At 33.9% G+C, this 26,371-nt stretch carries 28 protein-coding genes; 10 read left to right on the top strand and 18 right to left on the bottom strand.

The features are described from left to right. Positions 1–2: 2 nt before the first annotated feature. From Q1A60_RS02520 to Q1A60_RS02535, 4 genes are all read right to left on the bottom strand, one after another. On the bottom strand, positions 3–272 hold the full coding sequence (locus Q1A60_RS02520; protein WP_299763639.1) for a hypothetical protein: 270 nt from the start codon (positions 270–272) through the stop codon (positions 3–5). 64 nt (positions 273–336) lie between these two features. Continuing rightward, the gene (locus Q1A60_RS02525; RefSeq protein ID WP_299763641.1) at positions 337–597 is read right to left on the bottom strand and encodes a hypothetical protein; all 261 of its coding nucleotides are present in this window, start codon (positions 595–597) and stop codon (positions 337–339) included. A 435-nt stretch (positions 598–1,032) separates the two neighbouring features. Then, positions 1,033–2,607, bottom strand: a complete 1,575-nt coding sequence (locus tag Q1A60_RS02530; RefSeq protein WP_299763791.1) for an ABC transporter substrate-binding protein — start codon at positions 2,605–2,607, stop codon at positions 1,033–1,035. Positions 2,608–2,669: 62 nt separating this feature from the next. Further along, positions 2,670–3,026, bottom strand: a complete 357-nt coding sequence (locus Q1A60_RS02535) for a four helix bundle protein (protein WP_299763643.1) — start codon at positions 3,024–3,026, stop codon at positions 2,670–2,672. Between the two features lie 145 nt (positions 3,027–3,171). Between Q1A60_RS02535 and mtaB the strand changes: the two genes are divergently transcribed. Then, positions 3,172–4,503: a tRNA (N(6)-L-threonylcarbamoyladenosine(37)-C(2))-methylthiotransferase MtaB gene (gene mtaB / locus Q1A60_RS02540; RefSeq protein WP_299763646.1), complete on the top strand. Its 1,332-nt coding sequence runs from the start codon at positions 3,172–3,174 to the stop codon at positions 4,501–4,503. Positions 4,504–4,529: 26 nt separating this feature from the next. On the opposite strand, the gene Q1A60_RS02545 is transcribed toward mtaB, so the two are convergent. Together Q1A60_RS02545 and Q1A60_RS02550 are read right to left on the bottom strand one after the other, a co-directional pair. Next, positions 4,530–5,228 (bottom strand): hypothetical protein, encoded by a 699-nt coding sequence (locus Q1A60_RS02545; RefSeq protein WP_299763648.1) that lies wholly within the window; start codon positions 5,226–5,228, stop codon positions 4,530–4,532. Between the two features lie 183 nt (positions 5,229–5,411). Next, positions 5,412–5,711: an N-acetyltransferase gene (locus Q1A60_RS02550; RefSeq protein ID WP_089373046.1), complete on the bottom strand. Its 300-nt coding sequence runs from the start codon at positions 5,709–5,711 to the stop codon at positions 5,412–5,414. 208 nt (positions 5,712–5,919) lie between these two features. Between Q1A60_RS02550 and Q1A60_RS02555 the strand changes: the two genes are divergently transcribed. The 3 genes from Q1A60_RS02555 (at position 5,920) to Q1A60_RS02565 (ending at position 8,029) form a co-directional block, all read left to right on the top strand. After that, a complete protein-coding gene (locus Q1A60_RS02555; RefSeq protein ID WP_299763653.1) occupies positions 5,920–6,573 on the top strand; it encodes an alpha/beta hydrolase in 654 nt (217 codons plus the stop codon). 22 nt (positions 6,574–6,595) lie between these two features. Then, positions 6,596–7,543, top strand: coding sequence for a lytic transglycosylase domain-containing protein (locus Q1A60_RS02560; protein ID WP_299763654.1), 948 nt, complete (start codon positions 6,596–6,598; stop codon positions 7,541–7,543). 117 nt (positions 7,544–7,660) lie between these two features. After that, positions 7,661–8,029: a sulfite exporter TauE/SafE family protein gene (locus tag Q1A60_RS02565; RefSeq protein WP_299763656.1), complete on the top strand. Its 369-nt coding sequence runs from the start codon at positions 7,661–7,663 to the stop codon at positions 8,027–8,029. A 19-nt stretch (positions 8,030–8,048) separates the two neighbouring features. Here Q1A60_RS02565 and Q1A60_RS02570 read toward each other — a convergent pair whose 3' ends face one another. After that, complete coding sequence (locus tag Q1A60_RS02570) at positions 8,049–8,729, bottom strand: redoxin domain-containing protein (RefSeq protein ID WP_299763658.1); 681 nt, start codon at positions 8,727–8,729, stop codon at positions 8,049–8,051. A gap of 205 nt (positions 8,730–8,934) precedes the next feature. Beyond that, positions 8,935–9,516: a DUF2892 domain-containing protein gene (locus Q1A60_RS02575; protein ID WP_299763660.1), complete on the bottom strand. Its 582-nt coding sequence runs from the start codon at positions 9,514–9,516 to the stop codon at positions 8,935–8,937. A 217-nt stretch (positions 9,517–9,733) separates the two neighbouring features. Between Q1A60_RS02575 and rpmH the strand changes: the two genes are divergently transcribed. The 3 genes from rpmH (at position 9,734) to Q1A60_RS02590 (ending at position 13,976) form a co-directional block, all read left to right on the top strand. After that, a complete protein-coding gene (rpmH, locus tag Q1A60_RS02580; protein WP_076663569.1) occupies positions 9,734–9,895 on the top strand; it encodes a 50S ribosomal protein L34 in 162 nt (53 codons plus the stop codon). A 103-nt stretch (positions 9,896–9,998) separates the two neighbouring features. After that, positions 9,999–12,851 carry a carbamoyl-phosphate synthase large subunit gene (gene carB / locus Q1A60_RS02585; RefSeq protein ID WP_299763663.1) on the top strand — a complete coding sequence of 951 codons (2,853 nt, stop codon included), beginning with the start codon at positions 9,999–10,001 and terminating at the stop codon, positions 12,849–12,851. 174 nt (positions 12,852–13,025) lie between these two features. Further along, positions 13,026–13,976 (top strand): hypothetical protein, encoded by a 951-nt coding sequence (locus Q1A60_RS02590; protein ID WP_299763665.1) that lies wholly within the window; start codon positions 13,026–13,028, stop codon positions 13,974–13,976. On the opposite strand, the gene Q1A60_RS02595 is transcribed toward Q1A60_RS02590, so the two are convergent. From Q1A60_RS02595 to Q1A60_RS02605, 3 genes are all read right to left on the bottom strand, one after another. Next, the gene (locus Q1A60_RS02595) at positions 13,960–14,631 is read right to left on the bottom strand and encodes a methyltransferase (protein ID WP_299763667.1); all 672 of its coding nucleotides are present in this window, start codon (positions 14,629–14,631) and stop codon (positions 13,960–13,962) included. The genes Q1A60_RS02590 and Q1A60_RS02595 overlap by 17 nt on opposite strands. Continuing rightward, a complete protein-coding gene (locus Q1A60_RS02600) occupies positions 14,631–16,151 on the bottom strand; it encodes a radical SAM protein (protein WP_299763669.1) in 1,521 nt (506 codons plus the stop codon). Before Q1A60_RS02600 ends, Q1A60_RS02595 begins: the two co-directional genes overlap by 1 nt. 100 nt (positions 16,152–16,251) lie before the next feature. Continuing rightward, positions 16,252–17,010: a sulfotransferase domain-containing protein gene (locus Q1A60_RS02605; protein ID WP_299763671.1), complete on the bottom strand. Its 759-nt coding sequence runs from the start codon at positions 17,008–17,010 to the stop codon at positions 16,252–16,254. Positions 17,011–17,298: 288 nt separating this feature from the next. Between Q1A60_RS02605 and Q1A60_RS02610 the strand changes: the two genes are divergently transcribed. Beyond that, positions 17,299–18,405, top strand: a complete 1,107-nt coding sequence (locus Q1A60_RS02610) for a hypothetical protein (protein ID WP_299763673.1) — start codon at positions 17,299–17,301, stop codon at positions 18,403–18,405. 141 nt (positions 18,406–18,546) lie between these two features. On the opposite strand, the gene Q1A60_RS02615 is transcribed toward Q1A60_RS02610, so the two are convergent. From Q1A60_RS02615 to Q1A60_RS02640, 6 genes are read right to left on the bottom strand one after another with little or no spacing between them, the layout of a single operon-like run. Further along, on the bottom strand, positions 18,547–18,918 hold the full coding sequence (locus Q1A60_RS02615) for an SxtJ family membrane protein (protein ID WP_299763675.1): 372 nt from the start codon (positions 18,916–18,918) through the stop codon (positions 18,547–18,549). Position 18,919: 1 nt separating this feature from the next. Next, positions 18,920–19,069 carry a DUF5989 family protein gene (locus Q1A60_RS02620; protein WP_299763677.1) on the bottom strand — a complete coding sequence of 50 codons (150 nt, stop codon included), beginning with the start codon at positions 19,067–19,069 and terminating at the stop codon, positions 18,920–18,922. 8 nt (positions 19,070–19,077) lie between these two features. Further along, complete coding sequence (locus tag Q1A60_RS02625; protein WP_299763679.1) at positions 19,078–20,943, bottom strand: carbamoyltransferase; 1,866 nt, start codon at positions 20,941–20,943, stop codon at positions 19,078–19,080. Between the two features lie 45 nt (positions 20,944–20,988). Then, positions 20,989–21,393, bottom strand: coding sequence for a hypothetical protein (locus Q1A60_RS02630; RefSeq protein WP_299763681.1), 405 nt, complete (start codon positions 21,391–21,393; stop codon positions 20,989–20,991). 23 nt (positions 21,394–21,416) lie between these two features. Further along, positions 21,417–22,607 carry a hypothetical protein gene (locus tag Q1A60_RS02635; RefSeq protein WP_299763682.1) on the bottom strand — a complete coding sequence of 397 codons (1,191 nt, stop codon included), beginning with the start codon at positions 22,605–22,607 and terminating at the stop codon, positions 21,417–21,419. A gap of 2 nt (positions 22,608–22,609) precedes the next feature. Then, on the bottom strand, positions 22,610–23,356 hold the full coding sequence (locus Q1A60_RS02640; protein WP_299763684.1) for a glycosyltransferase family 2 protein: 747 nt from the start codon (positions 23,354–23,356) through the stop codon (positions 22,610–22,612). A gap of 122 nt (positions 23,357–23,478) precedes the next feature. Here Q1A60_RS02640 and Q1A60_RS02645 point away from each other — a divergent pair, with 122 nt between their 5' ends. Both Q1A60_RS02645 and Q1A60_RS02650 read left to right on the top strand, forming a co-directional pair. Further along, complete coding sequence (locus Q1A60_RS02645) at positions 23,479–25,113, top strand: glycosyltransferase family 87 protein (protein WP_299763686.1); 1,635 nt, start codon at positions 23,479–23,481, stop codon at positions 25,111–25,113. 1 nt (position 25,114) lies between these two features. Continuing rightward, the gene (locus Q1A60_RS02650) at positions 25,115–25,939 is read left to right on the top strand and encodes a putative capsular polysaccharide synthesis family protein (protein WP_299763688.1); all 825 of its coding nucleotides are present in this window, start codon (positions 25,115–25,117) and stop codon (positions 25,937–25,939) included. On the opposite strand, the gene Q1A60_RS02655 is transcribed toward Q1A60_RS02650, so the two are convergent. Beyond that, complete coding sequence (locus Q1A60_RS02655) at positions 25,936–26,346, bottom strand: DUF6557 family protein (protein WP_299763690.1); 411 nt, start codon at positions 26,344–26,346, stop codon at positions 25,936–25,938. The genes Q1A60_RS02650 and Q1A60_RS02655 overlap by 4 nt on opposite strands. Positions 26,347–26,371 lie beyond the last annotated feature (25 nt).

Raw genomic sequence — 26,371 nt, forward strand, 5'->3', positions numbered from 1 at the left:
TATCAGTTTAGTATATATAGAAAACCACTAAGAATGACTATAAATGAAACTACAGTAATAATGAGTATTTTCATATGTCTTACTTTTTCCTCTTTGCGTATTCTCGTACGAATTTCTGCTAATTGCTCAGGAGTTGCTTTTATGGGATCTTCCCATTTTTCATTTTTTGAACTTACAAGCGATAATTTCCCTTTTCTATGCTTCCCAAGCATAGCCCTGTTTACCTTTATTGCGTGGTTAGCCGCCGCTACACTTCCTCCAAATCCTGCCATAGTCGTTCTGTATTGATTATAATTATGGGTAGTAGAAAATGATGAAATGTTACAAAAAGACTAATTAGGTAGATAAGTGAATAATAACAATAGTTCCTAGAATGATCATTAATGTTACTATGATTGTTTTTATAATCCTTATTTTATGCTGTTTACGGATTTTGGTTCTTATCTCTGCTAACTGCTCTGGTGTAGCATGTTTATGATCTACCCAGACTTTATTAGATACAGTTGTTTGTGTCCTTTTTCTTTTAGATCGTTTTTTTAATAAATCTCTATTTGCTTTTAATGCTTGATTTACAGCAGCTCCTCCAAAATATCCCATAGTCGTTCTGTATTGATTACAATAATGGGTAGTAGAAACTAATGAAATGTTACAGGGAAAATAGTTGATTTGCTGTAAATAAGTAGATAGCGATTATAACTCCTATACTACTTAAAACAGTAACGATGCTTACTTTTATGAGCCTTACTCTTTGCTGTTTACGTATTTTGTTTCTAATTTCTAGGAGCTGTTCTGGAGTAGGTTGTTTAGGGTCTACCCAATTTTCATTTATAGAACTTACGAGCGAAAACTTTATTTTTTCTTTTCTAGGAAGTAGTGCTCTATTTCCCCTTAGTGATTCATTAGCTCATATGGCAACTCCTCCACATATTGTCATAGTCGTTCTATATTGATTACAATAATGGGTAGTAAAAACTAATGAAATGTTACAATAAAATAATTACGAATAAGATTTTAATCGAATTAAAAACAGCTTTATATCTTAGTTTTTTTCACTCTCTTTAAGACTAAAAAGTTTTGAGGATTAGGCGTCAAGCCACTTATATTTTTTCGCGTAAAGCGCACCACTTGATCGTAATATAAAGGGATAATAGGCGCTTTTGCAATAATGATACTATCCATTCGGATATAGTCTAATTTACGGGTGTCTACATCTACCATAGAAAGACTATGTTCGTAAATAGAATCGTAATCTGCGCTCTTAAAATGCGTGTAATTTGGACCGTTTGGTGTAAAGTTTTTACTATAAAATAAACTCAAATAGTTCTCTGCATCTGGGTAATCTGCAATCCAGCTTGCGCGAAAAGCATCTAACTCTCCACTACTTTTCATCTGTCGTAAGGTAGAAGGCGGCATCACATTAATCTCCACACGAAGTCCTGCTTTTTGGAGCTCGCGCTGTATATATTCACAAATGTCAAGATACTGGCTATTGGTTCCGATGGAGATCATAGGATCCATATTACCACTCTTTTTTTTGTATTGTTTTATAAGCTTTCGCGAAAGCGTAGGATTGTATGCATACCCTTTTATATAGTCAAATCCAGGTAATCCCATTGGGATAAAGCCATGTTGCGCGGGTTCTCCAATACCATTACGTAAATAGGTGATCATTTTTTGACGATCAAACCCATAATTGACGGCCTTTCGAAGTAGTTCTGACTGTACTTCATCTGTACTGCTGTCTAGGTAAAAACCGATATACTCCGTATTCAATTGCGGACTCACGCTCAAGTCAACATCATCTTGGTATTTTTCGCGCAAGCGGCCAGAAGCTGTTAATAGCTCATCTTTATAAGAAGGGTCTAAGGAGTTTAAAAAATCAATGTTTCCTTGTGCAAACTGTAAAAACTCACTTTGCTTATCGGGTAAAAAAGTAATAGCGACTGCTTCCAAATACGGAAGTCTTGTTCCTTTCTCATCAAACTCATAGTATAATTCGTTTTTACGGAGCACTAACTTGACACCTTCTTCCCATCGTTTAAATTTGAAAGGACCTGTTCCGATAGGATGTGAACGGAAATCACTTCCATAAAAATCAACCACTTCTTTAGGAACGACAGAGCAATACCGCATACTTAATAATCCCAAAAATGCAGGAAAAGGCTGTTTGAGTTGAATAAAAAAAGTGCTGTCATTAAGTGCTTTGTAATGATCTACTTTATTTAAAATCCAGCTTCCTGGTGAAGCAACAGTTGGGTCTGTAAGCCTTCCAAAACTATAAACAAAATCGGATGCGTTTACAAAACGAGTACTGTCTTTTGTTTTGAATTGAGGATGTTTGTGAAACTGAACATCATCTCTCAAGGTAAAGGTATATTGCAAGGCATCGTCAGAAACGTACCAGCTTTTTGCAATATCAGGTTGTATGTTTAGGGAGTCATCTAATTGCAATAATCCATTAAAGAGTTGGTTGGTTGGCCAGATAATTTGTGGATTACGCGCAAATGCAGGATCTAATGTCGAGATTTGATATTGCTCATTATACCTAAAAACGAGATGGTCGCGGTTTTCTGAGTCGCTTGAGGAGCATCCTGCTAATACTGTGATTGCAAATGAATACAGTATATAGTACTTTATAAGGGATGCTGGATGTTTGATGTTGGATGTTTTCAAGAATTGAATTTATTACGATATGCTATCATCATATTCATTAACTTATAACAAAAGTCGTATTTCTTTTTAAAAATTTCATCATTAATATACTTTCTATTTTTTGCTTTGTACAAGCAAGTGACCACTTCGGCTAAAGATCGAATGGAATATCCTAAAAACCTTCTTTGTTCTGGGTTTGACTGTAGAATGCTTCCTTCAGAAATATTTAATGCAATAGAATCTGTTGCACGTCGAATTTGAGATGATAAATTATATATTTCTTTTTTAGGAAAAGTATCTGCCATTAAGTTGATTTCTTCGCCTAAACTCATAGCATCTTTCCAAATATGTAGTTTTTCAAATTTAAAGCTCATTTATTTTTAATTAAGTGTTTAAGGTACAATTTTAAAATATTAATACACCCAACATCCAGCACCCAGCACCCAGCACCCAACTTCAAACTAACTAATGTTTCATCCAATTAAAAATTGTAATTTTGCCTACTTATTTTTAGTTAGCATGGATTCACGCAAGAGAGTAGCATTCTATACATTAGGGTGTAAATTAAATTTTTCTGAAACATCAACGATTGCTCGTAATTTTACAGATGAGGGTTTTGATCGTGTGGATTTTTCGGAGCATGCAGATATTTATGTAATTAACACTTGTAGTGTTACTGAAAATGCAGACAAGCGTTTTAAAACCATTGTAAAGCAAGCACAAAAAGCAAATCCAGAAGCTTTTGTTGCTGCAGTAGGTTGTTATGCGCAATTAAAACCAGAACAGCTTGTTGCGGTAGATGGGGTAGATCTCGTATTAGGAGCTACAGAAAAATTTAAAATCACAGATTATATTCATGACCTTTCTAAGAATGATCATGGAGAAATACATTCTTGCGAAATAGAAGAAGCCGATTTTTATGTAGGTTCTTATGCTGTAGGAGATCGTACACGTGCTTTTTTGAAAGTACAAGATGGATGTGATTATAAATGTACCTATTGTACCATTCCACTTGCTAGAGGAATTTCTCGTAGTGATACCTTATCTAATGTACTTAAAAATGCATCAGAAATTGCAGCTCAAGACATTAAAGAGATTGTACTTACAGGAGTGAATATAGGAGATTATGGAAAGGGTGAGTTTGGTAATAAAAAGCATGAGCATACTTTTTTAGAATTAGTGACAGCACTAGATAAAGTAGACGGGATTGAACGTTTACGTATTTCTTCTATAGAACCTAATCTACTGAAAAATGAAACAATAGATGTGGTGGCAAATTCACGAGCATTTGTACCTCATTTTCATATTCCATTACAAAGTGGAAGTAATGAGATCTTAGGGTTAATGCGTCGTAGATATCAGAGAGAATTATATGTAGATCGCGTTGCTAAAATCAAAGAAGTAATGCCACATGCATGTATAGGTGTAGATGTCATTGTAGGTTTTCCAGGAGAAACAGACGATCATTTCTTAGAGACGTATAACTTCTTAAATGAACTGGATGTCTCTTATTTACATGTATTTACTTACTCTGAACGAGATAATACGACAGCTGCTACGATGGAAGGGGTTGTGCCTAAAAATATACGAAGCAAGCGTAGTAAAATGTTACGAGGACTTTCAGTAAAAAAGAGACGTGCTTTTTATGAATCTCAATTAGATACACAACGTACCGTACTTTTTGAAGGCGAAAATAAAGAGGGATATATACATGGGTTTACAGAAAACTATGTCAAAGTAAAAGCCCCGTGGAATCCGGAGCTTGTGAATACATTACATGAGGTAACTCTTACTAAGATTGGTGATGATGGTATTGTGCGTTTTGACTTTGTTACATCAGAAGTGTATTAATTCTTTTACAGAATTAAAATTGTAATTTAAAAAGCACTAAGGTTGTAGCCTTCAATTACAGAAGCTCCTTCAAAAACATTTACAAAGAAATTTTGTGTTTTTCCGTTGCCGTAAACAAATGTACCTAAGTGTGAATAGTATGTTTTAGATTGATGTTCTCCTTCTCCGGCACCATGATAATAATAGTTAACGATATTCCCTGAGGTTGCTGTGTTTTCTGAAAAATAATCACCAATCGTTTTTACAGTCTGTGATGCATCTGCTCCAATTTTCATAATGGGCTCAAGGTCTTGATATGATTTATTCTTAATAGATTCTGCAAACTGGTATGCAACCTTTTTTGTAGCTATCATTTTTTCTAATGTATTTACAGAAAAAGAAAATGGATTTTTTTCTCCATTCTTTTGAGAAATATCTACACCTATATAGTCATAGTTTCCTCTTTCTTCAGGAGATAAGTTTTCGTATATAATTGCAGCGATGCTATTCCTAGAAAAATTAATATTCATCGTATCTAAAATGGGACTTTGGGATACGTATACATTTTTTACATCAACGTCTTTAAGATCGCCGAGTGTGCCACCTATGATATCTTCAAATGTAGCTGTAGCTAGATAAATGCTAGAAATATCTTTTTCAGTTTCTTTTTCTGATGGTGTGGGGCCGGAACTACAAGCATACATTAATAGTATGCATACTATAGAAGTAAGAGAATGAGTTTTCAAGTGAATTGATTTTTGGTTAGTGTTTAATTTACATACGCAAATTACAAAGCCTTTATAAATCAGGTTTATAAGAATTCACTTAGCATAAAAAAATCTATGAAAACGGGGATACTAGGTAAGTAGAAATAAAAAAGCTCGTGATTTTCATCACGAGCTTTTGCTTTTTTAGATATATTACCTTTTCTAGATATTGATTCCTACAGGTAATAATTTTTTGTACTTACGACGATTTGATCTCATAAATTTTGCAATTTCTGGACTTGTTGGCACAAGACTAATATTACGGTCTTCTACTTCATTAAAAACAGAAACTATAAAATCATTCATATGACCTTCAGTTCCTTCAGGCATAGAGATTTTAGTTAGGAAGATTTTTCTTTCCTGTAATGAGTACTCAATTTTTGCCATTTTGTCGTCAAACGTTGCTTCAAATTGTCTCAAGAACTCATTATCTGTCAATTCAATTGCTGTCATTGCTTCCATAAATTTGTAAAATATATTAAGGTATTTATAGTATAATTATGAGTATTTAAGAAATCTCTTTTATAATTTTGTAAGGAGAATTTAAAACGCTATGTGTAACAGTGTTTTTAATAACTTTTAGATTTCTTAATATTAAGTTCTTGCAAAGGTACAAAAAAATACCTACATACGCGTTTTTAATTATGTTAAACACTTATAATAAAGATAGATGACACATCTCTATTTGATGCCTGGGATGGCTGCAAACCCATCTATTTTTGAGCATATATCATTGCCTAAAGATCGATTTACAATACATCTTTTGGAATGGCAACTTCCTGAAAAAAAGGAAACTATATCTGATTATGCTAAACGGATGGCAGCATTTGTCACACACAAGGATAGTGTGTTGCTTGGCGTTAGTTTTGGTGGTGTTTTGGTTCAGGAAATGGCAAAACACGTTTCTCTTAAAAAACTAATAATCGTTAGTAGTGTAAAGTCTAAATATGAATTACCGAGGCGAATGAAGCTTTCGCGAAAGCTAAAACTGTATAATATCCTGCCTACTCGACTTATAGAAGATGTCGATAAGCTTGCTAAATATGCATTTGGGGAAACGGTTAAAAATCGAGTGGAGCTATATCAGAAGTATTTATCTATGAATGATAGGCACTACATGAGTTGGGCTGTAAAAGAAATGGTATGTTGGGATCAGGAAGAACCAGATCCTAATATAGTGCATATACATGGAGATGCAGATCGTGTTTTTCCTATAAAGTATATAGATAATTGTGTGACGTTGCCGGGTGGCTCTCATATTATGGTGATAACTAAGTATAAATGGTTTAATGAAAACCTTCCACAACTTATTGAAAATGATTAAATTGTTATAAATTATTAGAATTATGAAAAGAATAGAGCGCATTTTTGCTGTAATTGGACTACTTGCTGTTGTTGTAGTGGCCATTAATGCTGTGCAACTCCCTGAAGAAGAGGTGAAAGTAGATGCAGAGCAAATAGAAGAAGAAAAATTAATAAATGATTATAATGTATATGCATTGCCTATACCAGAAGGATTAAATTTTGCAGGAGAACCTGTTCCTGTTGAAAATCCAGATATTAAAGAACGTATGGATAGAGAATTGCTAGTAAATACATACTGGCAGTCTAATTCTTTACTGTTATTTAAAAGAGCTAATAAGTACTTTCCTATTATAGAACCTATTCTTGCAGCTGAAGGGGTACCGGATGATTTTAAGTATTTGGCAGTTATAGAGAGTGGTCTTACGCAAGCAGTATCTCCTGCCAGAGCCACTGGGTTTTGGCAAATCCTTAAAACGACAGGAAGAGAGTATGGACTTGAAGTAAATGATAATGTAGATGAACGCTATCATGTAGAAAAATCTACACGAGTTGCTTGTACATACTTAAAGAAAGCTAAAGAGCGTTTTGGTAGTTGGACAGCTGCTGCTGCTGCATATAATGCAGGAAATGCTGGAGTAAGTAGACGTATGAAAAGTCAAAATGTAGATACCTATTATGATTTGTTATTAGGAGAAGAGACTGGACGCTATGTTTTCAGAATTATTGCGTTAAAAGAAATTTTAAAGCACCCCGCTCAATATGGTTTTAATTTTAAGAAACAAGATTTATATGAATATATACCTACCTATAAAGTAAGTGTAGATTCAGCAGTAACAGATTTTGTTGCTTTTTCTGAACGTTTCGGAATTAATTATAAAATCTTGAAACTCCATAACCCTTGGCTTAGAGAACCACATCTTAATAATAAGTCTAAAAAACAATATTTTATTGATATTCCTAAAGAAGGATATTATTCTTTAGGAAAGTAGGTTTTTTCGTATAAATCTATAGTATTACTAGGGAAATGATTTTTTAAAATCATTTCCTTTTTTTGTGTTTTTTAGACTACGGTTTCCCTATTTTTAGGGAAAATTATCCATCAAAACATGAATGCAACGATTATTATTTCACTAATTGTAATAGGGCTTTTAGCAGGTCTGTTAAGTGGGGTTATGGGTGTAGGAGGAGGCGTGGTTATGATTCCTTTAATGATTTTATTATTAGGTTTTAATCAGCATGAAGCGCAAGGGACGAGTCTTGCTGTTTTGGCTGTTCCTGTCACATTTATTGCTGCCTATAATTATTATGGCGAGGGCTATGTCAATTGGAAGTATGCAGCACTTATCGCTGTTTTCTTTGTTGTAGGCGGATTTATAGGATCAAAGCTAGCTGTCAACTTAGATCAGAAGACATTAAAGCGAATCTTTGGAGCAATATTACTTGTGATTGCTGTCAAAATGCTTTGGGGTAAATAAATGGATTTTACGAAACTTTTTAAGGAGTTGCACTTAACGCATCTTCATTAGATAATAATCTCAGAATACTATTCTTATATAATTCTATGTTTTTAGTGTAGCAATTTTCTATTGTCTGATCCAATTTGTTTACTAATCTCTTTTCGATATTAACAACCATTTCATTAGAACTCACACTAAAAATAAGTGGTAACCCTAAAGAATGTTTAAGGTTACGTATGATCTGAGTATTTTTATTGTCTTGATCATCTACATAACGTATTTTTATTTTGTGATGATAGTCTTTTGCCTTTTTACGAGCTGTTTTTTGATCGCTCCAGAATAGTAATACAATATCAATTTGATCACCGTATTCTTTAGCAAGTTCATTAAGTGCTGGCATTTCACCTTTACTAGGAATAGACCAAGGAGAATATGTGATTAATAAAACGGGTTTTTCAAACTTAGAAAATGGTAAATTCTTTTTTCCAAGGCTATTAGAATTAAAGTCGTCAAAATAGGTGCCAACTAATGAGTGACGAACTAAGTCATTAAATAGATGTGTTATTGTATCTTTCTTATTTGAAGAAATAGCTTGTTCTACATCCTGAATATATTTAGGAATATGCACATTTAATGCTTGAGAAAAGAATATAGTATTCTCTTGAGCAGAAAGTATAGATACGGTAAGAAAGATTAAAACGAGTAATGATCTTTTCATACAATTATAATTTGGTCGAGTAAAAGTATGAGGTCTTTAGTTACTGTTAAAATTTTTTCGTTAAGTAGGGAAGAACATCGGATGAACTACGCAAATACTTAATTTTAAGAAATGTATATACAGCAAAATAGATGTAAAATCATGGTGATTCTAGAATCATTCATGAGTGTACATCTAATTATTTTATAGGTAAAAGGGGGGTGGTCTATCTTCTAAAACCACCACGGCCTCCACGACCTGCTCTAGCTCCAAATTGTTGTTTTGGTTGTTGACCAGCTCTTTTCATGTTCTGTTCCATCACCTTTATTTGTTCTGCGAGCATATTGTGTTTGTCTAAACTTTTAGCTTCCTTAAGTAGTACTTGAGCTTCGCGTTTGCGATTTTTTGTCATTGCAATTCCAGCAAGGTTTAATTTCGCCATGGCTAAATCAGTCTTCATGGATAATCCTAAGTCAATAGCTTTTTTAAAGAACTTTTCAGCTTGTGTCATATTGGTTTGAGAGACCATTAAGCCTTGAAGATAATAATAGTATCCCTGTTGTTTCTTGGTAAGTGCGCCTTCAGGACTACTTATTTTTCCTAACCATTTTTGTGCGCCAGGAAAATCTTGCTTACGTAATCTTAAGAATGCAAGGATAATAATCTCATTCTTAAAATATAATAATACAAAAATGGCAGCTAGTAAAATAAACATGATACCATTTCCGATTTCATTTTCTGTAAACTGCCATACAGCAAGTGCTATAACCGCTATTGCAAGAATTAATTTTATATTTTTATTAAACATAGTATATAGTATGTATTTTTGATGTCTGAAAAGTTGATTTTTTCTATTGAAAAACGAGGTTTTTGAATAGATCGCAAATGTACTAAAAACAACTATAAAAAAATTGAAAATTAGACTTGGAGAAGTAAAAAGTTATCGTATATTTGCCCCCAGCTTTGAAAGCGGTACATTAAAAGTAAAATTTCAGATCTAGTAAAGGTCACAAAGAAGATATAAAATGAGTAAAAGAACGTTTCAACCGTCAAAAAGAAAAAGAAGAAACAAGCATGGCTTCAGAGAGCGTATGGCTTCAGCAAACGGCCGTAAGGTATTAGCTAGACGTCGTGCTAAAGGTAGAAAGAAATTAAGTGTATCTTCTGAACCTCGTCACAAAAAATAATGATATTTGAATATCAAAATAAGGGTGTTGCTTTTTTTAAGTAACACCTTTTTTTATACCCTGTCAGTTCCTATTTTTATACCATAGAAATCCTTTCCTTAAAATGCCAAAAAATAAAAATTTAAAATCGATTCTTCTTATAGGTTCAGGACCTATAATTATTGGTCAAGCATGTGAATTTGATTACGCAGGATCACAATCGTTACGTTCTTTGAGAGAAGACGGAATCGAGACCATCCTTATTAATTCCAATCCAGCAACAATTATGACAGACCCTTCTATGGCTGATCATGTATACTTGCTGCCGCTTACGACAAAATCTATTGTTCAAATCCTTAAAAAACATCCACATATTGATGCTGTCTTACCAACCATGGGAGGACAAACAGCATTAAATTTATGTATAGAAGCAGATGAAAAAGGGATCTGGAAAGATTTTGGTGTTGAACTTATAGGTGTTGACATCGCTGCGATTAATATTACAGAAGATAGAGATCAATTCAAAAACTTGATGCGTGAAATAGGGATTCCTATGGCACCGCAAGCGAGTGCAAATTCTTTTCTGAAAGGAAAAGAAATCGCACAAGAATTTGGTTTTCCTCTAGTGATACGTTCTTCATTTACATTAGGAGGCGCAGGTGCTTCTTTTGTATATAAAGAAGAAGACTTTGATAAATTATTGTCTCATGGTCTGGAAGTGTCACCTGTACACGAAGTGATGATTGATAAAGCATTGATCGGATGGAAAGAATATGAGCTTGAGTTATTAAGAGATGCAAATGATAACGTCGTTATTATTTGTGCAATTGAAAATATGGATCCTATGGGAATCCATACAGGAGATTCTATTACTGTTGCTCCGGCAATGACATTATCTGATGTTACGTATCAAAAGATGCGTGATATGGCGATTCATATGATGCGTAGTATCGGTGATTTTGCAGGAGGATGTAATGTGCAGTTTGCTGTCAATCCTGATAATGAAGAAGAAATTATAGCCATTGAGATCAATCCTCGTGTATCAAGATCTTCTGCACTTGCATCAAAAGCAACAGGATATCCTATTGCAAAAGTAGCAACGAAACTCGCAATGGGGTATCACTTAGATGAGTTGAGTAACCAGATTACAGGATCTACATCTGCACTGTTTGAACCTACATTAGACTACGTAATCGTAAAGATACCGCGCTGGAATTTTGATAAGTTTGAAGGTTCTGATAGAACATTAGGTTTACAAATGAAGGCTGTAGGAGAAGTAATGGGAATAGGACGTTCTTTCCAAGAAGCATTACACAAAGCTACACAGTCTCTAGAGATCAAGCGTAATGGATTAGGTGCAGACGGAAAAGGATATAAGAACTATGATCAAATTATAGAAAAACTTACATACGCAAGTTGGGATCGTGTTTTTGTTATTTATGATGCTATCCAAATGGGAATTCCATTAAGCCGCATCTTTGAGATTACTAAAATAGATATGTGGTTCTTAAAACAATATGAAGAACTGTATATGATGGAGAAAGAAATCTCTAATTATACAATAGATACGCTTCCGCGAAATCTGATGTTGGAAGCTAAGCAACGTGGTTTTGCAGATAGACAAATTGCACACATGCTTGAATGTCTAGAAAGCCAAGTATATAATAAGAGAGATGAAATGGGTGTCAAGAGAGTGTACAAACTCGTAGATACTTGTGCTGCCGAATTTGTAGCACAAACGCCTTATTTCTATTCTACCTTTGAATATGAAATGGAAACCCCTGATGGGAATAAGTTCTCAGCAAACGAAAGTATTGTAAGCGATAAGAAAAAAATCATCGTATTAGGATCTGGTCCTAACCGTATCGGACAGGGAATCGAATTTGATTACTGTTGTGTACATGGTGTTCTTGCCGCTGCCGAATGTGGTTATGAAACCATTATGATTAACTGTAACCCAGAAACGGTATCTACCGATTTTGATACAGCAGATAAGTTATACTTCGAACCTGTTTTTTGGGAGCATATTTATGATATCATTCGTCATGAAAAACCAGAAGGTGTTATTGTTCAGTTAGGAGGACAAACAGCCTTAAAACTAGCAGAAAAGTTAGATAGATATGGTGTTAAGATTATGGGAACAAGCTATCAAGCGCTAGATTTAGCAGAAGATAGAGGAAGTTTCTCAACCTTATTGAAAGACCTTGATATTCCATATCCAGAATTTGATACTGCCGAAACAGCTGATGAAGCACTCGCTGTAGCAGATAAACTTGATTTTCCAATATTAGTACGTCCATCTTATGTATTAGGAGGACAAGGAATGAAAATTGTGATCAATAAAGACGAACTTGAAAAGCACGTTGTTGATTTACTTCGTAAAATTCCTAATAATAAATTACTATTAGATCATTATTTAGATGGTGCTATAGAAGCAGAAGCAGATGCCATTTGTGATGGAGAAAATGTCTATATCATAGGGATCATGGAGCATATAGAACCTTGTGGTATTCACTCAGGAGATTCTAATGCAACACTGCCTCCATTTAACCTTGGGGATCTGATTTTAGAACAAATTAAATCTCATACACGCAAAATTGCATTAGCACTTGATACTGTAGGTTTAATAAATATACAGTTTGCGGTTAAGGATGATAAAGTATATATCATTGAAGCAAATCCACGTGCATCTCGTACCGTTCCGTTTATTGCAAAAGCATACAAGGAGCCGTATGTAAATTATGCTACTAAAGTGATGCTCGGAGCGAAGAAAGTAAGTGACTTTAATTTCAATCCTCAACTAGAAGGATATGCTATTAAGCAACCTGTGTTCTCTTTTAATAAGTTCCCGAATGTAGATAAGAAATTAGGGCCAGAAATGAAGAGTACAGGAGAAAGTATCCTATTTATAGATAACCTTAGAGATGATGCTTTTTACGATTTATATTCAAGACGTAAAATGTATTTGAGTAAGTAATTATTCTCATCCAAATAGATATAAAAGGATCATTATGTATATAGTGATCCTTTTTTTATACGCTTTCGCGAAAGCATAAAAAATCACATAACCGAATACAATTGAAAGATCATCTTTGTATTTTTAGACGTGACTTACATAAAGAAAATTATAAAAGGATGTCTACAACTATTTTTGATTAGTTGTATTACGCTATTGCTTCTTGAAGTCGTGTATAGGTATGGCGTCATTGATTTTTATAAAGCAGAAATAAGCGCATTAAATCCAATTGAAAGTATTGAAAGTGATACTGTAGATGTCTTGGTTTTTGGAGATTCATTTTCTGCACCTGAAACTAATTATGTAAATAAATTAAGGGATGCGCATAAAGAAATTACCTTTTTGAACTTAGGAATTCCAGGAACAGGAATCAAACAAGTGAATACATTTGCAAGAAAAAAAATAAAAAGGTACACACCTAAACATATCATTTATCAAGTATACGTAGGAAATGATCTATTAGACGTGAAACATCTATCTGGTGGAGAAAATATCTCTTTTTCAAGGAATTTTTATTGGAAACTAACAGATCATATATGGTCTGGTATTTATGTAAATCAGAAGTTAAAAATGTTGAAGTCTCAAAAGGCTTCTGGAAGGAAAGGGGATACGAATGCATTGTTTTCTACATCACTATATACCAAGCGCCAACAAATGCTTTTTAATGCAGATGCTCGTTATTTAGATAAAACAATAAGACTGCAAGATGATTTTTTAGATCGTTATGGCACATGGAAAAAACAGGTTACATCATTTTTAGAGGTGATTCCAGAAGGTGTTACAGTGTCTATCGTTTTTATTCCGCATTGTGCGCAAGTAAATGATCGGTATTATGAAAATATGGAGTCAATAGGAGCGAAATTTGAAGATAAAACAAAAGCACAGGATATGAATTATCCTTTTTATACGAAAGCCGTTCAGGATTTTAAGGAGTTTGATCAGGTGACTTTTTACAATCCAATTTCGTATTTAAGAGCAAAAGAAACCGATACACATAGACTGTATTATGCTAACGACCCACATTTTAATGAGAATGGGCAGCATGCATTCTATGAGTTTTTGGAAGCGGTTATTTTTGAGAAATAGCGAAGATGTAATTTTTTTCTCCTACTTTTTTAGTCGTAAAAATAGTTTTCATGACTATATCATTTTTTGAAGCAATACTCTCAATCTTTTCAAGTTCACAATCTTCAGAAAGAATCATATAGGTGGTATTCTCTTCAGATAGATATATAGGTAATTGCTTAAAAAGAGCTTCAAAATACTCGAATTCCTCACCACAAAACCAGGCGTGCTGTTTAGTGCTTTCCGGTGCCTTTGGGTAATACGGAGGATTTATAAAGATATAATCGAAGTGTTTTTCTTGGAGTGCTTCAAACAAGTTGGAATATACGCATGTTACAGGAAGCTTATTTTCTGTAGAAGCCTTTTGTAAGTATGCTAATGCGGTCTTATTAATGTCGCTTGCTGTTACGGTAGCTCTTTTTTGACTAGCGTACAATGAAATAATTCCTGAGCCACATCCTAATTCTAAAAACGTCTTTTGTGTAAGGTCAATGTCTGACATAAAATCTAATAAGATTTTAGTGCTCAGTGTGAGATGAGGTGGAAATACATCGGGATGTACAATGGTTGTAATACCATTATACGAATATGAGCGAGGCTTTCTATAATAAAACTCGGCCCCTTTTCTTAAAAAGGGATGTGTTATTTTCTTAATAAAGTCGCGTAAGAGTCCCATTATTCAGAGTAAAAACCTTGCTCTTCTGGTTGACGGTATTTCCATATTTTATGCAATGCTTTAATTTCATATGGATATTTATAAACACCTGTCTTATAGCGTATTTTAGAGACAGTACGTAATAATTTCTTTTTAGCACCTTTAATTCTAAAATCAGAAGCCGTAGGGTAGTAGCCGTTTAAAACTGTTTCAAAATTCATAATACGATCTACCATTTTAGGCGTAAGCCAAGGTGTTAATGGGTTTTTACGTAAGTCAAAATTTTCCCATGCAGGATCTAACCAATCATCTAGTTTTTTAGGAAAACTAAAACCAGCTTTTTGAATTTGTTCATATAATTCTGAACCTTCTGTAGCTACAGGACTGTATAAATAAATAATGATTTCAGCATCTGGGTTAATCTCTTTAATTTCTTTAATAAAATTAATGTCCCATTCTATTTGAGCCATTACTTGTTCTGGCGTATCTGCTGGCATTCCTAGAACAAAAGAAAACTCAGGAATGATTCCTATAGGATACAAACGAGCCGCGAAATCTTTGATTCCTTGCCCAGTTTGGGTGCCTCCTTTATTCATTTGCTTAAGGATTTCATCATTGCCTGTCTCAGCACCAAGGAAAATCATTTTACAACCTGCCTCTCTCATGAGTAATAAATCCTCATCAGAATACTTGTTAATCGTATCTATACGACCTTCTCCCCACCAAGTAATTCCATCATCTTTAATAAGCTTTGAAAATTCTACGACACGTTTTCTAGATGTAAAGAAGTTATTATCGTGAAATTCTATAGCATCAATATTGTAATTGTCCTTAAAGTACTTGACATCATTATAGACGGTCTGCGCAGATTTTGCTTTCCAACGTCCTTCGTAAATAGGAACTACAGCGCAAAAAGAACAGGTAAAAGGACATCCCAAACTAGAGTGATATGAGAATGTCTTGCTTCCTAAAAACGTACGACTTAAATAATTCTCTAAGCCATAAAAGGAGTTAAGATGTGTATAGGGTAATTGTGGTAATGTATCTTGATCAAGAAGCTTCTCTTTTTTAGTACGTGTAATCGTACCATTCTCTTCTAGATATATCAGGTTGTCTATCGTTGGAAGCTTGTCTAAATCTCCAGACTCTAATGTGTCTAATAATTTAGGAAAAGTCACATCTCCAGGCCCATTGACAATATAGTCAACATACGGAGCTTCTATAGATACTTTATATTGATTAGAAGCAAAATAACCTCCCCATATGGTAATTGTGTCAGGAAATTCTTCTTTTATTTTTCGTGTAAACGGAATGGCTTGACGTAATTGTGGTCCAGGCATTACCGTACTACAGAAATACTTGTATTCTCCAGTTTTAAAATAGGAAGCGATTTTTTGCCAAGGATCTTCTTCTAAATTCCCATCTACAAATGCAAAGTCATAGGATCCATATATTGCAGCTCCTACTTGTAAAATAGAATTAGGAATACGGTGCTTTTGATTCGCACTTCTTGGATTAAATATGAGGACTTTGTTTTTCAAAATATATAGTGATGGGCATTAAGACGTATTAATTGCAAAGATATTACGATTGTAGTTTTATTACTACTATTTATATAAGGATATTACTTTCTTTTTATAATTAACTATAAAATGTATTTGTTTGTAAGTATTCTTTAAAGATACTTTTTTCTTTAGATGTAAATTCCTCTTTCCAATAGCCTTGTTTTCCTTGGCGTAATAGTTTTTTGAAATGAACATCTTTGGTATGAGGCATTTCTTTCTTTTTCTTTTCAAAAGATTGCTTTTGAATACACTGATCAATATACGAAATATCAATGTCTAGCTGTAAATAGGCTGCTATTTTAGCGCATTCTTCTTGAGGGTTTGTTAATAGATCTTCATAGGTAATCGTGAGCACTTCCTTATCTTTAAATGCTTCAGTATGCTCTTTCCATGAAAGGGATAACCAGTGATTTACTTTTGAGTCCCCATGAAGTACTGCCTGTATCATTTTTTCTTTCTTCTTTTTTTGAGAAACAGAAAAAAAAGAGGCGCTATCTAAAGACAATCCTATCTTCTTCATTCCTTTTTGAAGAAGATTTGTAAACGTAAAATAATGACTGCCAGAAATCACAACATCTCTTGGATCTCTAATGATATGAATGATTTTATATACTTCTTTTGGAGACTTTGAAAAGATTGTATCATACGTGTAATGTGTTTTGTAACAGTCATACGGAGAGTCTCTATATTTCCCTTCTTCGTATAGTGCCTCTATATGCTCAAAACCCCAATCTCCTTGTAAAGGGCAGGCTGCTAATTCGGCGATGAGTCTACTCGCCCAAGTTGTTCCGCTTTTAGGGTAGCCGGTTACAATAATATTCTTTTTCGTCATCATTTTTTAATCCTTGTAAAGATAAAGAATAACTCCCTGTTGTTTCTTTTTTCAACGAATACTTAGTAAAAAAGAATAGGATTATTTTCGAAATTTTTATCTGTAAATTGTATTAGATTTACTTGTTGTACATTTTGATATAAATAGAGGAAAATAAATGAAATTTTCAATTTTTACCTCGATCCTAAAGGAAGAATCGAAAATTTCAGTAATATTCCCTATAGAACTAGGTTGAAATAGATGAAATTAACTTAAAATGAACAACAGTTTAGATTTGTCTACATACGGATTATGAAAAAAAATATTCTTCTTCTTTTGATATCTACTGGTATGGTCCTCGCTATTTGTGAGGTAGCTATTCGGTGGGTATTACCTCAAATTAATGATCATGATGTGATGTTTCAATTTGATGAAGCGTTAGGGTGGGAGTTTATCCCTAATAAAAAAGGATCTATCGTGTATGATGGAGGCATTAATCATACCATTCAAATCAATCAGGAAGGCTATAGAGATACCTCATTTGAAGATAAAACAAATGACACTAAAATCATGGTGTTGGGCGACTCCTTTGTGAGTAATATATCTGTAGAAGACGATGAGGTGTTTACTCATCTTATAGAAAATCAGCTAGAAAATACGTCTGTATATAATTTGGGTGTTAATGGGTATGGTCAAGTACAAGAATATCTAGTGCTTAAAGAATGGATTCCAAAAATACAACCCGATGTGATTGTGGTTATGGTGTACCTTCGAAATGATTTTACAGATAATATGAGTGAGAGTTCATGGTTATATCCACGACCAGCTGTCGTTTTTGATACTGATATTCCCGTTCGAATTATTCCACCGTCTAAGGAGTATAAAACAAAAGAAAAACTTCCTTTTTATTATAGGTCACATCTGTACCGCTTAGTAAAAAATAGTATCACGGCTATAAAATCAAAAAACGAAAAAGATGCTAACGCTTCCTATGCGCCACCAGAAGTACATACGTGTAGAAATCCTTTAACTGAAGAGACCTTAACCATGTATGAAACTATGCAGCGGTTATTAATAGAAATGGATGCCTATGGGAAAAGTGTGAATACTCCAGTTATTTTTGCGTTGGCTCCTTCTATGGTACAAATAGAAGATGATTTGTGGTCTCAGGTAGAAGAATATGATCCATCTGTCAACTATAAAAAGGATATGCCGAATGCTACTTTATACGCTTTCGCGAAAGCGAACCAACTTCAACTAATAGATTTAATGCCAGCGTTACAGGAAGCAGATCGCAATGGAACTAAAATGTATAATAGGCAAGAGCAACATTGGACAGCAGCTGGAAATCAAGTGGTCGCTGATGTGTTGTCTGAATATTTACAACAGTATATGATGAGAGTTAAGGATAGTTTGTAAACCTGAATTGGTCGTTAAAATGTCCCCTCGAGCGCAGTCGAGAGGTTTTTTTGTAATCCTATATCCTGAATAGGTCTCGACTGCGCTCGACCAGACATGAACTATTGTTTTATCTATAAATAATGAGAACTTAGTACATAATTACCAAGTCTTCTCAAACGTATCTTTAGAAAAAGGTTTATCTACCGTTTTAAAAAGGCTTTTGTCTGTTTTTTTAAGTTGTAATGGATCTTTGTCTCCAAATAGTCTTGATAATAAAGCTACAGGAAAAAGAATGACAAAGAAAATGACGGATAGTAAAATAGGAGGGATGATACGACTTAAAACAGTGCTTAAACCCATCCAGAGATCTTGAATTTTTAATGCAATAAATGAAGAAAGCATTCCTAAAACACCTATGGTAATCGCAACCCACAACGCCCAAGAGAGTTTCGTAATCATGTAGATCACTAAAAAGCCTACCACAATGGTAAGAACTGTTTTGCTTGGGGTAAGTTCTTTTTTGGTAGCCATATTAGAAGAGGGAATATACAAACGGTGCGAGTGCACTACTACCGCCTAATACAATAAGAATTCCTAATACTAATAACACGATGATAATAGGAAGGAGCCAGAACTTTTTACGTTCTTTCATAAATAACCAAAGGTCTTTCAGTGTATCCATAGTAATCTTTAATCTTTTTTAAATAATGTTGTCCAGCGTTCTTTATTGTCCCAATCGGGTTGCTCTTTTTTGTAATAGATATAATTTTCGATAACAAGAATATCCATTTCTGTATTCATAAAACAGCTATAAGCATCTTCGGGAGTGCATACAATGGGTTCTCCGCGTACATTAAAACTGGTATTTATAAGAATACCTTTGCCTGTTTCTTGTTTTACATCTTGTAATAACTGCCAGTATTTTGGATTGGTTTCTTTATGAACGGTTTGTATTCTCGCCGAAAAGTCCAAATGTGTGATGGCTTGTAAATTACTACGCTCGCAATACAATTTCTCTAGTAAAGGTAATTCATGATAATTAGAAGGAACTTCTTTTTGAATACTTTTTTTGACATCAGCTACGAGTGTCATGTATGGGGATGCGGTTTCTAAATCAAAGAAATCGGATGCATCTATGTCTAATACCGAAGGAGCAAAAGGGCGAAAGCTTTCTCGTTTTTTTATTTTGAGATTGAGTTTTTTCTGCATTTCTGTATTGGAAGGATCTCCAATAATACTGCGATTTCCTAAAGCTCTTGGCCCAAATTCCATGCGTCCTTGAAACCATCCTATAATAGCCCCTTTTGAAATTTCTGAAGCTACTTGTCTCGAAAGGGTTTCAAAAGAGTCAACTTTTGTAGCTGCAGCTTTATAACGTTTGTTCAGGAGGATAATTTCTTTATCAGAATAATAAGGACCTAAATAACTGCCTTGCATACTATCTTTTTGAGAATCGACGTTTCGCGTTTCTTCAAAATACATATAATGTGCTGCAAGTGCGGCTCCTAAAGCACCACCTGCATCTCCTGAAGCGGGTTGTATATAGATATCTTTAAAAAGGTTTTCTTTGCGTAATTTTCCATTAGCGACACAGTTTAATGCGACACCGCCTGCTAGACATAAGTGGGGTGCTGCTGTTTCCGCTTTCGCGAAAGCGGCCATCTTCAAAACCACTTCCTCCGTCACATGCTGGATGGCATAACCCAAGTTGCAATGTGCTTGTAATAGCTCAGATTCAGGTTGTCTTCTTTTTAAACCGAAAAGCGATTCCCACTTGCGATCGTTTGTCATGGTTAAACCTGTCGAATACTTAAAATAGGATTGATCTAACCAAATAGATCCATCTTCTTTTATGGAAATGAGTTGTTCTTTGATTTGTTGGATATACTGTTTTGTTTGATCGGCATTTGGATTTCCATACGGTGCCAACCCCATGAGTTTGTACTCACCCGAATTGACCGTAAATCCTAGATAATACGTAAATGCGCTATAGAGTAATCCTACTGAATGTGGGAAGTTGAGTTCTTTTTTTACGGTAATGGTATTCTCTTTTCCTTCACTAATGGTGGCTGTTGCCCATTCGCCAACGCCATCTACCGTAAGAATGGCAGCATGTTCAAAAGGAGATGCATAAAATGTACTTGCGGCATGGGATAGGTGATGTTCTGTAAAGAGTAATTTGAGTTTCTTTTTATCATACGACATGACTTCAGTAAGTCCGTCGCGAATCTGTTTTTTAAGGAACAATTTCTGTTCTAACCACACAGGAATCGATTTTAAAAAAGAAACAATCCCTTTAGGCGCAAAGGCATAATAGGTTTGTAATAATCGTTCAAACGTGAGTAGGGGTTTATCGTAAAAAACCACTGCATCTAGTTGGTCTATGGTAAGGCCTGCTTCTTCCAGGCAATAGGTAGTAGCATGTACAGGAAAGTCAGGGGTATGCTTTACTCTAGTAAATCGCTCTTCTTGAGCAGCAGCAATGATGACGCCATCTACAGTAATAGCAGCAGCGGCATCATGGTAAAAAGCAGAGATTCCTAGAATGTTGGGCATGTGGGTTTGTTATTTTAACTATGTTCTATAAAGTGTTATTATAATTTATTTGGTTTTTTTCATCATACCCTTGAATTCTTTTTCAAAGTCATTTTTCTTAATCTTTGAAATATACTTATATGTCAAATTATCAATAGGTTTGATTGTAACAATTAATGTATCGCCAATTTTTACAAATCCTTCTGATTTCTTATTTGTATATGTGTGTATTAATTGATATTTACAATCAGAAATCCAAATGAGATCGTAAGAAAGGGTATCTCCCTTTTTAGAATCGATATAGATTTGCTTATTATGAGTTCTGATAGTAATGGAGTTTTTATTAAATGTATTTTCTTCATTATTAAAGTAGATGAATGTACCTTCTTTAAAATCAGAACAATCATTTTCTGAACTTTTATAAATAAAAGAAAACAAGTTGCAAAATAAGATGATATATATGAATTTCATTTTTAAGGTAAATATACTATTTGTCAAGCATCTATATTAGTTGTACTTATAAACCGTTTCCTAAACCCTAACAACGCCAACACCACCATCCATTGTCCTATTACTTTTATGGATAATGCGCCTATAGATTGATAGGTGTCAATTGTAAAATATCCCATCACTATTTGTATCAAAGCTGTAACTCCAATAATAACAGCAACAAGTGTTTGTTTGTTGTGTTTGTAAAACTCATTAATTAATAGGAGATGTACAAATAAGGTCATCATAAAAAGATATCCTAGAAGATAACTCATATGACTAAATGTGAATTCGTATACATAGGTAATAATACCATAAATGATGGCAATACCGATAGCACCTACGCCAATACCCAAGAGTAAGAATTGTCGTTCTATAACAACTCGGGTTTTTTTAGAAATCCGATAAAAGATTTTAATAAACGGATTGATCATATAGGCAGCACCTAATTGTACCAAGGCAATAAAACTTATAAAAATTTGATACTGACTTAACTCTTCTTTTGAAAAGTAAATAGTACCGTAATAGCTATCTATTTTTGTTCGTAAGGTCCCTAATGCCATAGGAATGAGAAATGGTATAGATAAGACTAAGCTTTGTTTGTCTAGTGTGATACTCGTGTTTTGAAGGGTTTTTCTATAATACACAGTATAGCATATGGCTTTTATGATTAATCCACCAATGATGATTTGTAAAAACTGTTCTAGTTGGAGTGATCCTGAAAACAATAACAATGTAATCACTACAATCGCATTACGAATGAATTCTGTACTAAAATTGAACTTGAAATCTTTTTGGTAGAGAATTAATACTTCAAAAGATTGAGTATAGAATAATAGAAACATCCATACGAAGACAAGTATACGATAGGGCTCAAATAAGGGAATAAAAAAAGGAGCGATTCCAATAAAGAGAAAAACAAAAAAACGGGTGCTAAAATTAGATAACCACGTGGTATATATTTTTGAAGGTTGCTCGCTAAATTGTTTTAATAAGTAATTCTTATTGCCAAAATAGGAGAATAAAATAATGAAGTTTACCCATAATAATAAAGTCACATACTCTCCCCATAATGCGGTAGAATGCTTTTTTATAATAAGCAACGATATCATAAGTTGCGCAATCATGGGAATACTCTGTCCGAAACCATATAAGGAGACAGTTTTAGCACGATTGAGCAATTTAGAATACGCCATTGCTATATAGCTTTAAAGAGCTTTGATTTTATAAAGGTATTCTTATGAAAAAAGTATTTTATAGAGACCCCCAGTACACCTAGTCCGTAGGTAACACTTCTCGAAAAATTAATAGAAGATGCTTCTGGGAAATACTTTGTAGGACACGATACTTCGCCTATCTGCATCTTTGCATAACACAATTGCCCTAACATCTGATTGTCAAAGACAAAATCTTCCGAATTATCTTGGTATGGAATAGAAAGCAATGCTTTCTTACTAAAGACTCTATATCCTGTATGATACTCAGATAGTTTTTGTCCCATGAGTATATTCTGGAAGAGTGTCAATAGTCTATTCGCAATATATTTATACAGCGGCATCCCTCCTTTACGAGCTCCTTTATTTAAAATACGAGACCCTAGTACAACGTCATACACATCATTTGCGATGAGGTATACCATAGAAGGAATCAATTTTGGCGTGTATTGATAATCTGGATGTAACATGATCACAATATCTGCATCTAGTTCAAGGGCTTTGTTATAACACGACTTTTGATTACCACCATACCCTCTATTTTTTTCGTGTACAATGATGTGTTTTATGCCTAAAGATTTTCCTACCGCTACCGTATTATCCGTACTATGATCATCTGTTAAGATCACATCATCTACAATGTCAAAAGGAATTTCATCATAGGTTTGTTGTAGTGTAAGTGCTGCATTATAAGCAGGCAATACGACAACTACTTTTTTATTGTTGATCATGCGTCGTTAGGGTGCTGTTTTAGTTCTTAGTAATAGACGATAGCGTTAGACAAAGTTAACATATTAAAGAGAATGAAATTGGATTATATAACTTGAAGTAAATAAGGTTATTTTTGTGATAGATGAATGCATATATCAAAGAGAATAAAACACTTTTACGTTACCTGTTACCTACAGCCGTTTTGTGTCTTTATTTTTTAATCATATCCTATGATGCTCCTTTGCATGACTTTTCAAATAGCTATTTTTCAGCACGATTAATACATGAGGGGATTCCTCCAGAAACAGTCATCTTTGATATTTATGCCTTTAACTCATACATCTGGGAATTAGGATATACCGATGTATTGGTCGATTTTTATGTCAATAGCCCTTTTACATTAGCAGCTTTCTATCTGTTAACCTATATTGAAGATGCTTACCTAGCCAAGTTTGTTTTCAATAGCATTAGTGTATTACTCTTCTTAGCTGGACTCTTCTTATTAGCTAAAAAAACAATACCAGATTCAAAATGGCTTTTACTATGTATTCCAATCCTATTTTATGTACCTATTCGAAACCAAATCCTTTTCGGGCAATCGTATTTTATTATTTTCTTTTTTGTCGTAGCAGGATATTATGTCCTTGAAAAGAAAAAGGAATATGGTACTGGGATTCTTCTAGGTTTTGCAGCCTTATTAAAGTTTTTTCCTGTTTTTTATGGTATCCCATTAGCATTTCAAAAACGATGGAAAGCTATAGGATTCTGTATTTTAGGCACACTTCTTTTTGTAATTGTTGGGGTTTCTATTACAGGATATTCATTATGGGACTCTTATTTTACAGATATTCTCCCACATACGTTTTCAAGTAAAACTACTACAGATTATAGAGTGAATTATCAATCACTAGATGTGTTTTTTAAATTCTTATTTGTAGAAGATTCTTATTATAATCCTACAGCATGGATCGCTGATAAACGTATTTATAGTATGGCCAATTGGATTACAAAAGCCGTTATTATAGGAAGTGCCATCGGACTCTCCATACGTAAAAAGAAACATACCTTTATGTTACTTGCGATATGGGTAATTACCTTATTCTTAACGCAAGGGAGAACAGCTACGTATGCACAGATTTTATGGATTATTCCGCTTTTTGTAGTGTTTCCTTTGTTTTTAAAAAATCCTTATACGCTTTCGCGAAAGCGTATAAAAACACCATCTATCGTATTGTTTTTAGGAATAGTCGTAGTGATCTGTAACTTTCCCTTTAGGCAATTAGTAGAAATGCCCATAATCATTCAGTTCTCTAGACTATGGCTCGTGATTATCGTAAGTATTTTTATGTTTAGACTCATAGACACTAAGTTCCATCTAAAATATATTGCACTTACTTTTGTGGTGTTATTTCCATTATCTTACAGTGCATTAAAAGGAGTAGAAGAAGATGCATCTCAGTACGTGTTATCAGAAAAGAAACACTTTATGATTTATGATTTTTTTGAAGATCAAGGGAAACTAAGTTATAAGGCATTAGGGCGTAATGGTGATGAAACGATATCAACAGAGATTCCAATTACGAGTTTTGATACGGAAAGTATCACCATAAAAGATCATCAATTGTATCATGGAAACCGATTGATAACAGAAAATGTATCCCTTAAGAAAAGACCTGTATTGGTAAATAATACAACCGTATATTTTCTCACAGACCATCATTCTAGAAGAGGTGCTTTTACACTCAAATCTATAGATCTTAATACCGCACATAACTAAATTGATAAAACCATTTTTAAAATATCACATTAAAGATCGTTGGGTGCTTTGGCAACAGACACAACAATTAAAAAACTTAAAGCAAGAACCTGTGTTGGTCTTTACAATGGCAAAAGTGGGTTCGTCTAGTGTATACCATTCTTTGAAAAAACAATCGGATATTCCTTGTTTTCATATCCATAGCCTTAGTATAGAAGAAGAAGAACAAGCCAAAGCTATTTGTAAAGAAAAAGGCGTGTATCCTGGGAGTCGAAGTCCTGTGTTTATATTACATAAATACCTTTTGGAAAAAGAACGTAGGTATAAAGTGATTTCATTAGTTAGAAATCCAATAGAGCGAAATCTTTCTGCTTTTTTTGAAGCATTTGAAATCCATATGGGAGTACCTGCACATCATTTTAAAGGAAGTCTTCAAGATATAGAGAAGGCTTTCTATGAAAAGCTCGATCACTCGTATTGTAAAGATTGGTTTGATAATCATCTTAAAGACGGAATAGGGGTTGATGTGTATGCGTACGCTTTCGCGAAAGCAAAAGGCTATACAATGATAAAGGGAAATCAAACAGATATCCTGTTGCTTAAAACTACGCTTGATGATACGTTAAAATCAAAACTTATTGGTGATTTCTGTGGTGTAGAAAACTTTACCCTTGAAAACTATAATGTCACAGATGCCAAAAAAGGAGCCACCCTGTATGCTGACTTCAAATCCTATATCCGTTTCCCAAAATCGTATCTAGAAAGTCAGTTGGAATCAAAATATATGAATCATTTTTTTACAGAAGAGGAGAAAGAAATGCTTTATGAGAAGTGGTTGGCTGTCTAGTTTATAGTTTTTTCTATATTAATCTTAATTTCATTTTCAGAGAACCCCAAAAAGGTCATTTCATATAATGAATGTGCTATTATTTCTGATTCATTAAAACTCTTTATCGTTTCTGGATGAATCTCCATATCTAGCCATTTTCTCCAGTTTATACCTGAGATATTATATGTATTTCCTAATTCATGTGGTTCTTCAATTCCAGATACAGCAATTTCATCATCTTCGTTTTTAGAATTTATTTTTCGAATGTATAGAATCAAATTACAATGAATAGGATTCATTTTAGTTAATTCAATATATACATTATGAAAATATGAAGTTTTCTTTTTTAAGTCTGGATATGATTTTATAAGGATAGATTCGATACCTTCCCAATTATTCTTTTCTACTAATTCTTTTAGAGTCAATGTATATATATGTTAAAAGTTATAA

Origin of the sequence: uncultured Dokdonia sp., assembly GCF_947492535.1 — a bacterium.
GTDB lineage: Bacteria > Bacteroidota > Bacteroidia > Flavobacteriales > Flavobacteriaceae > Dokdonia.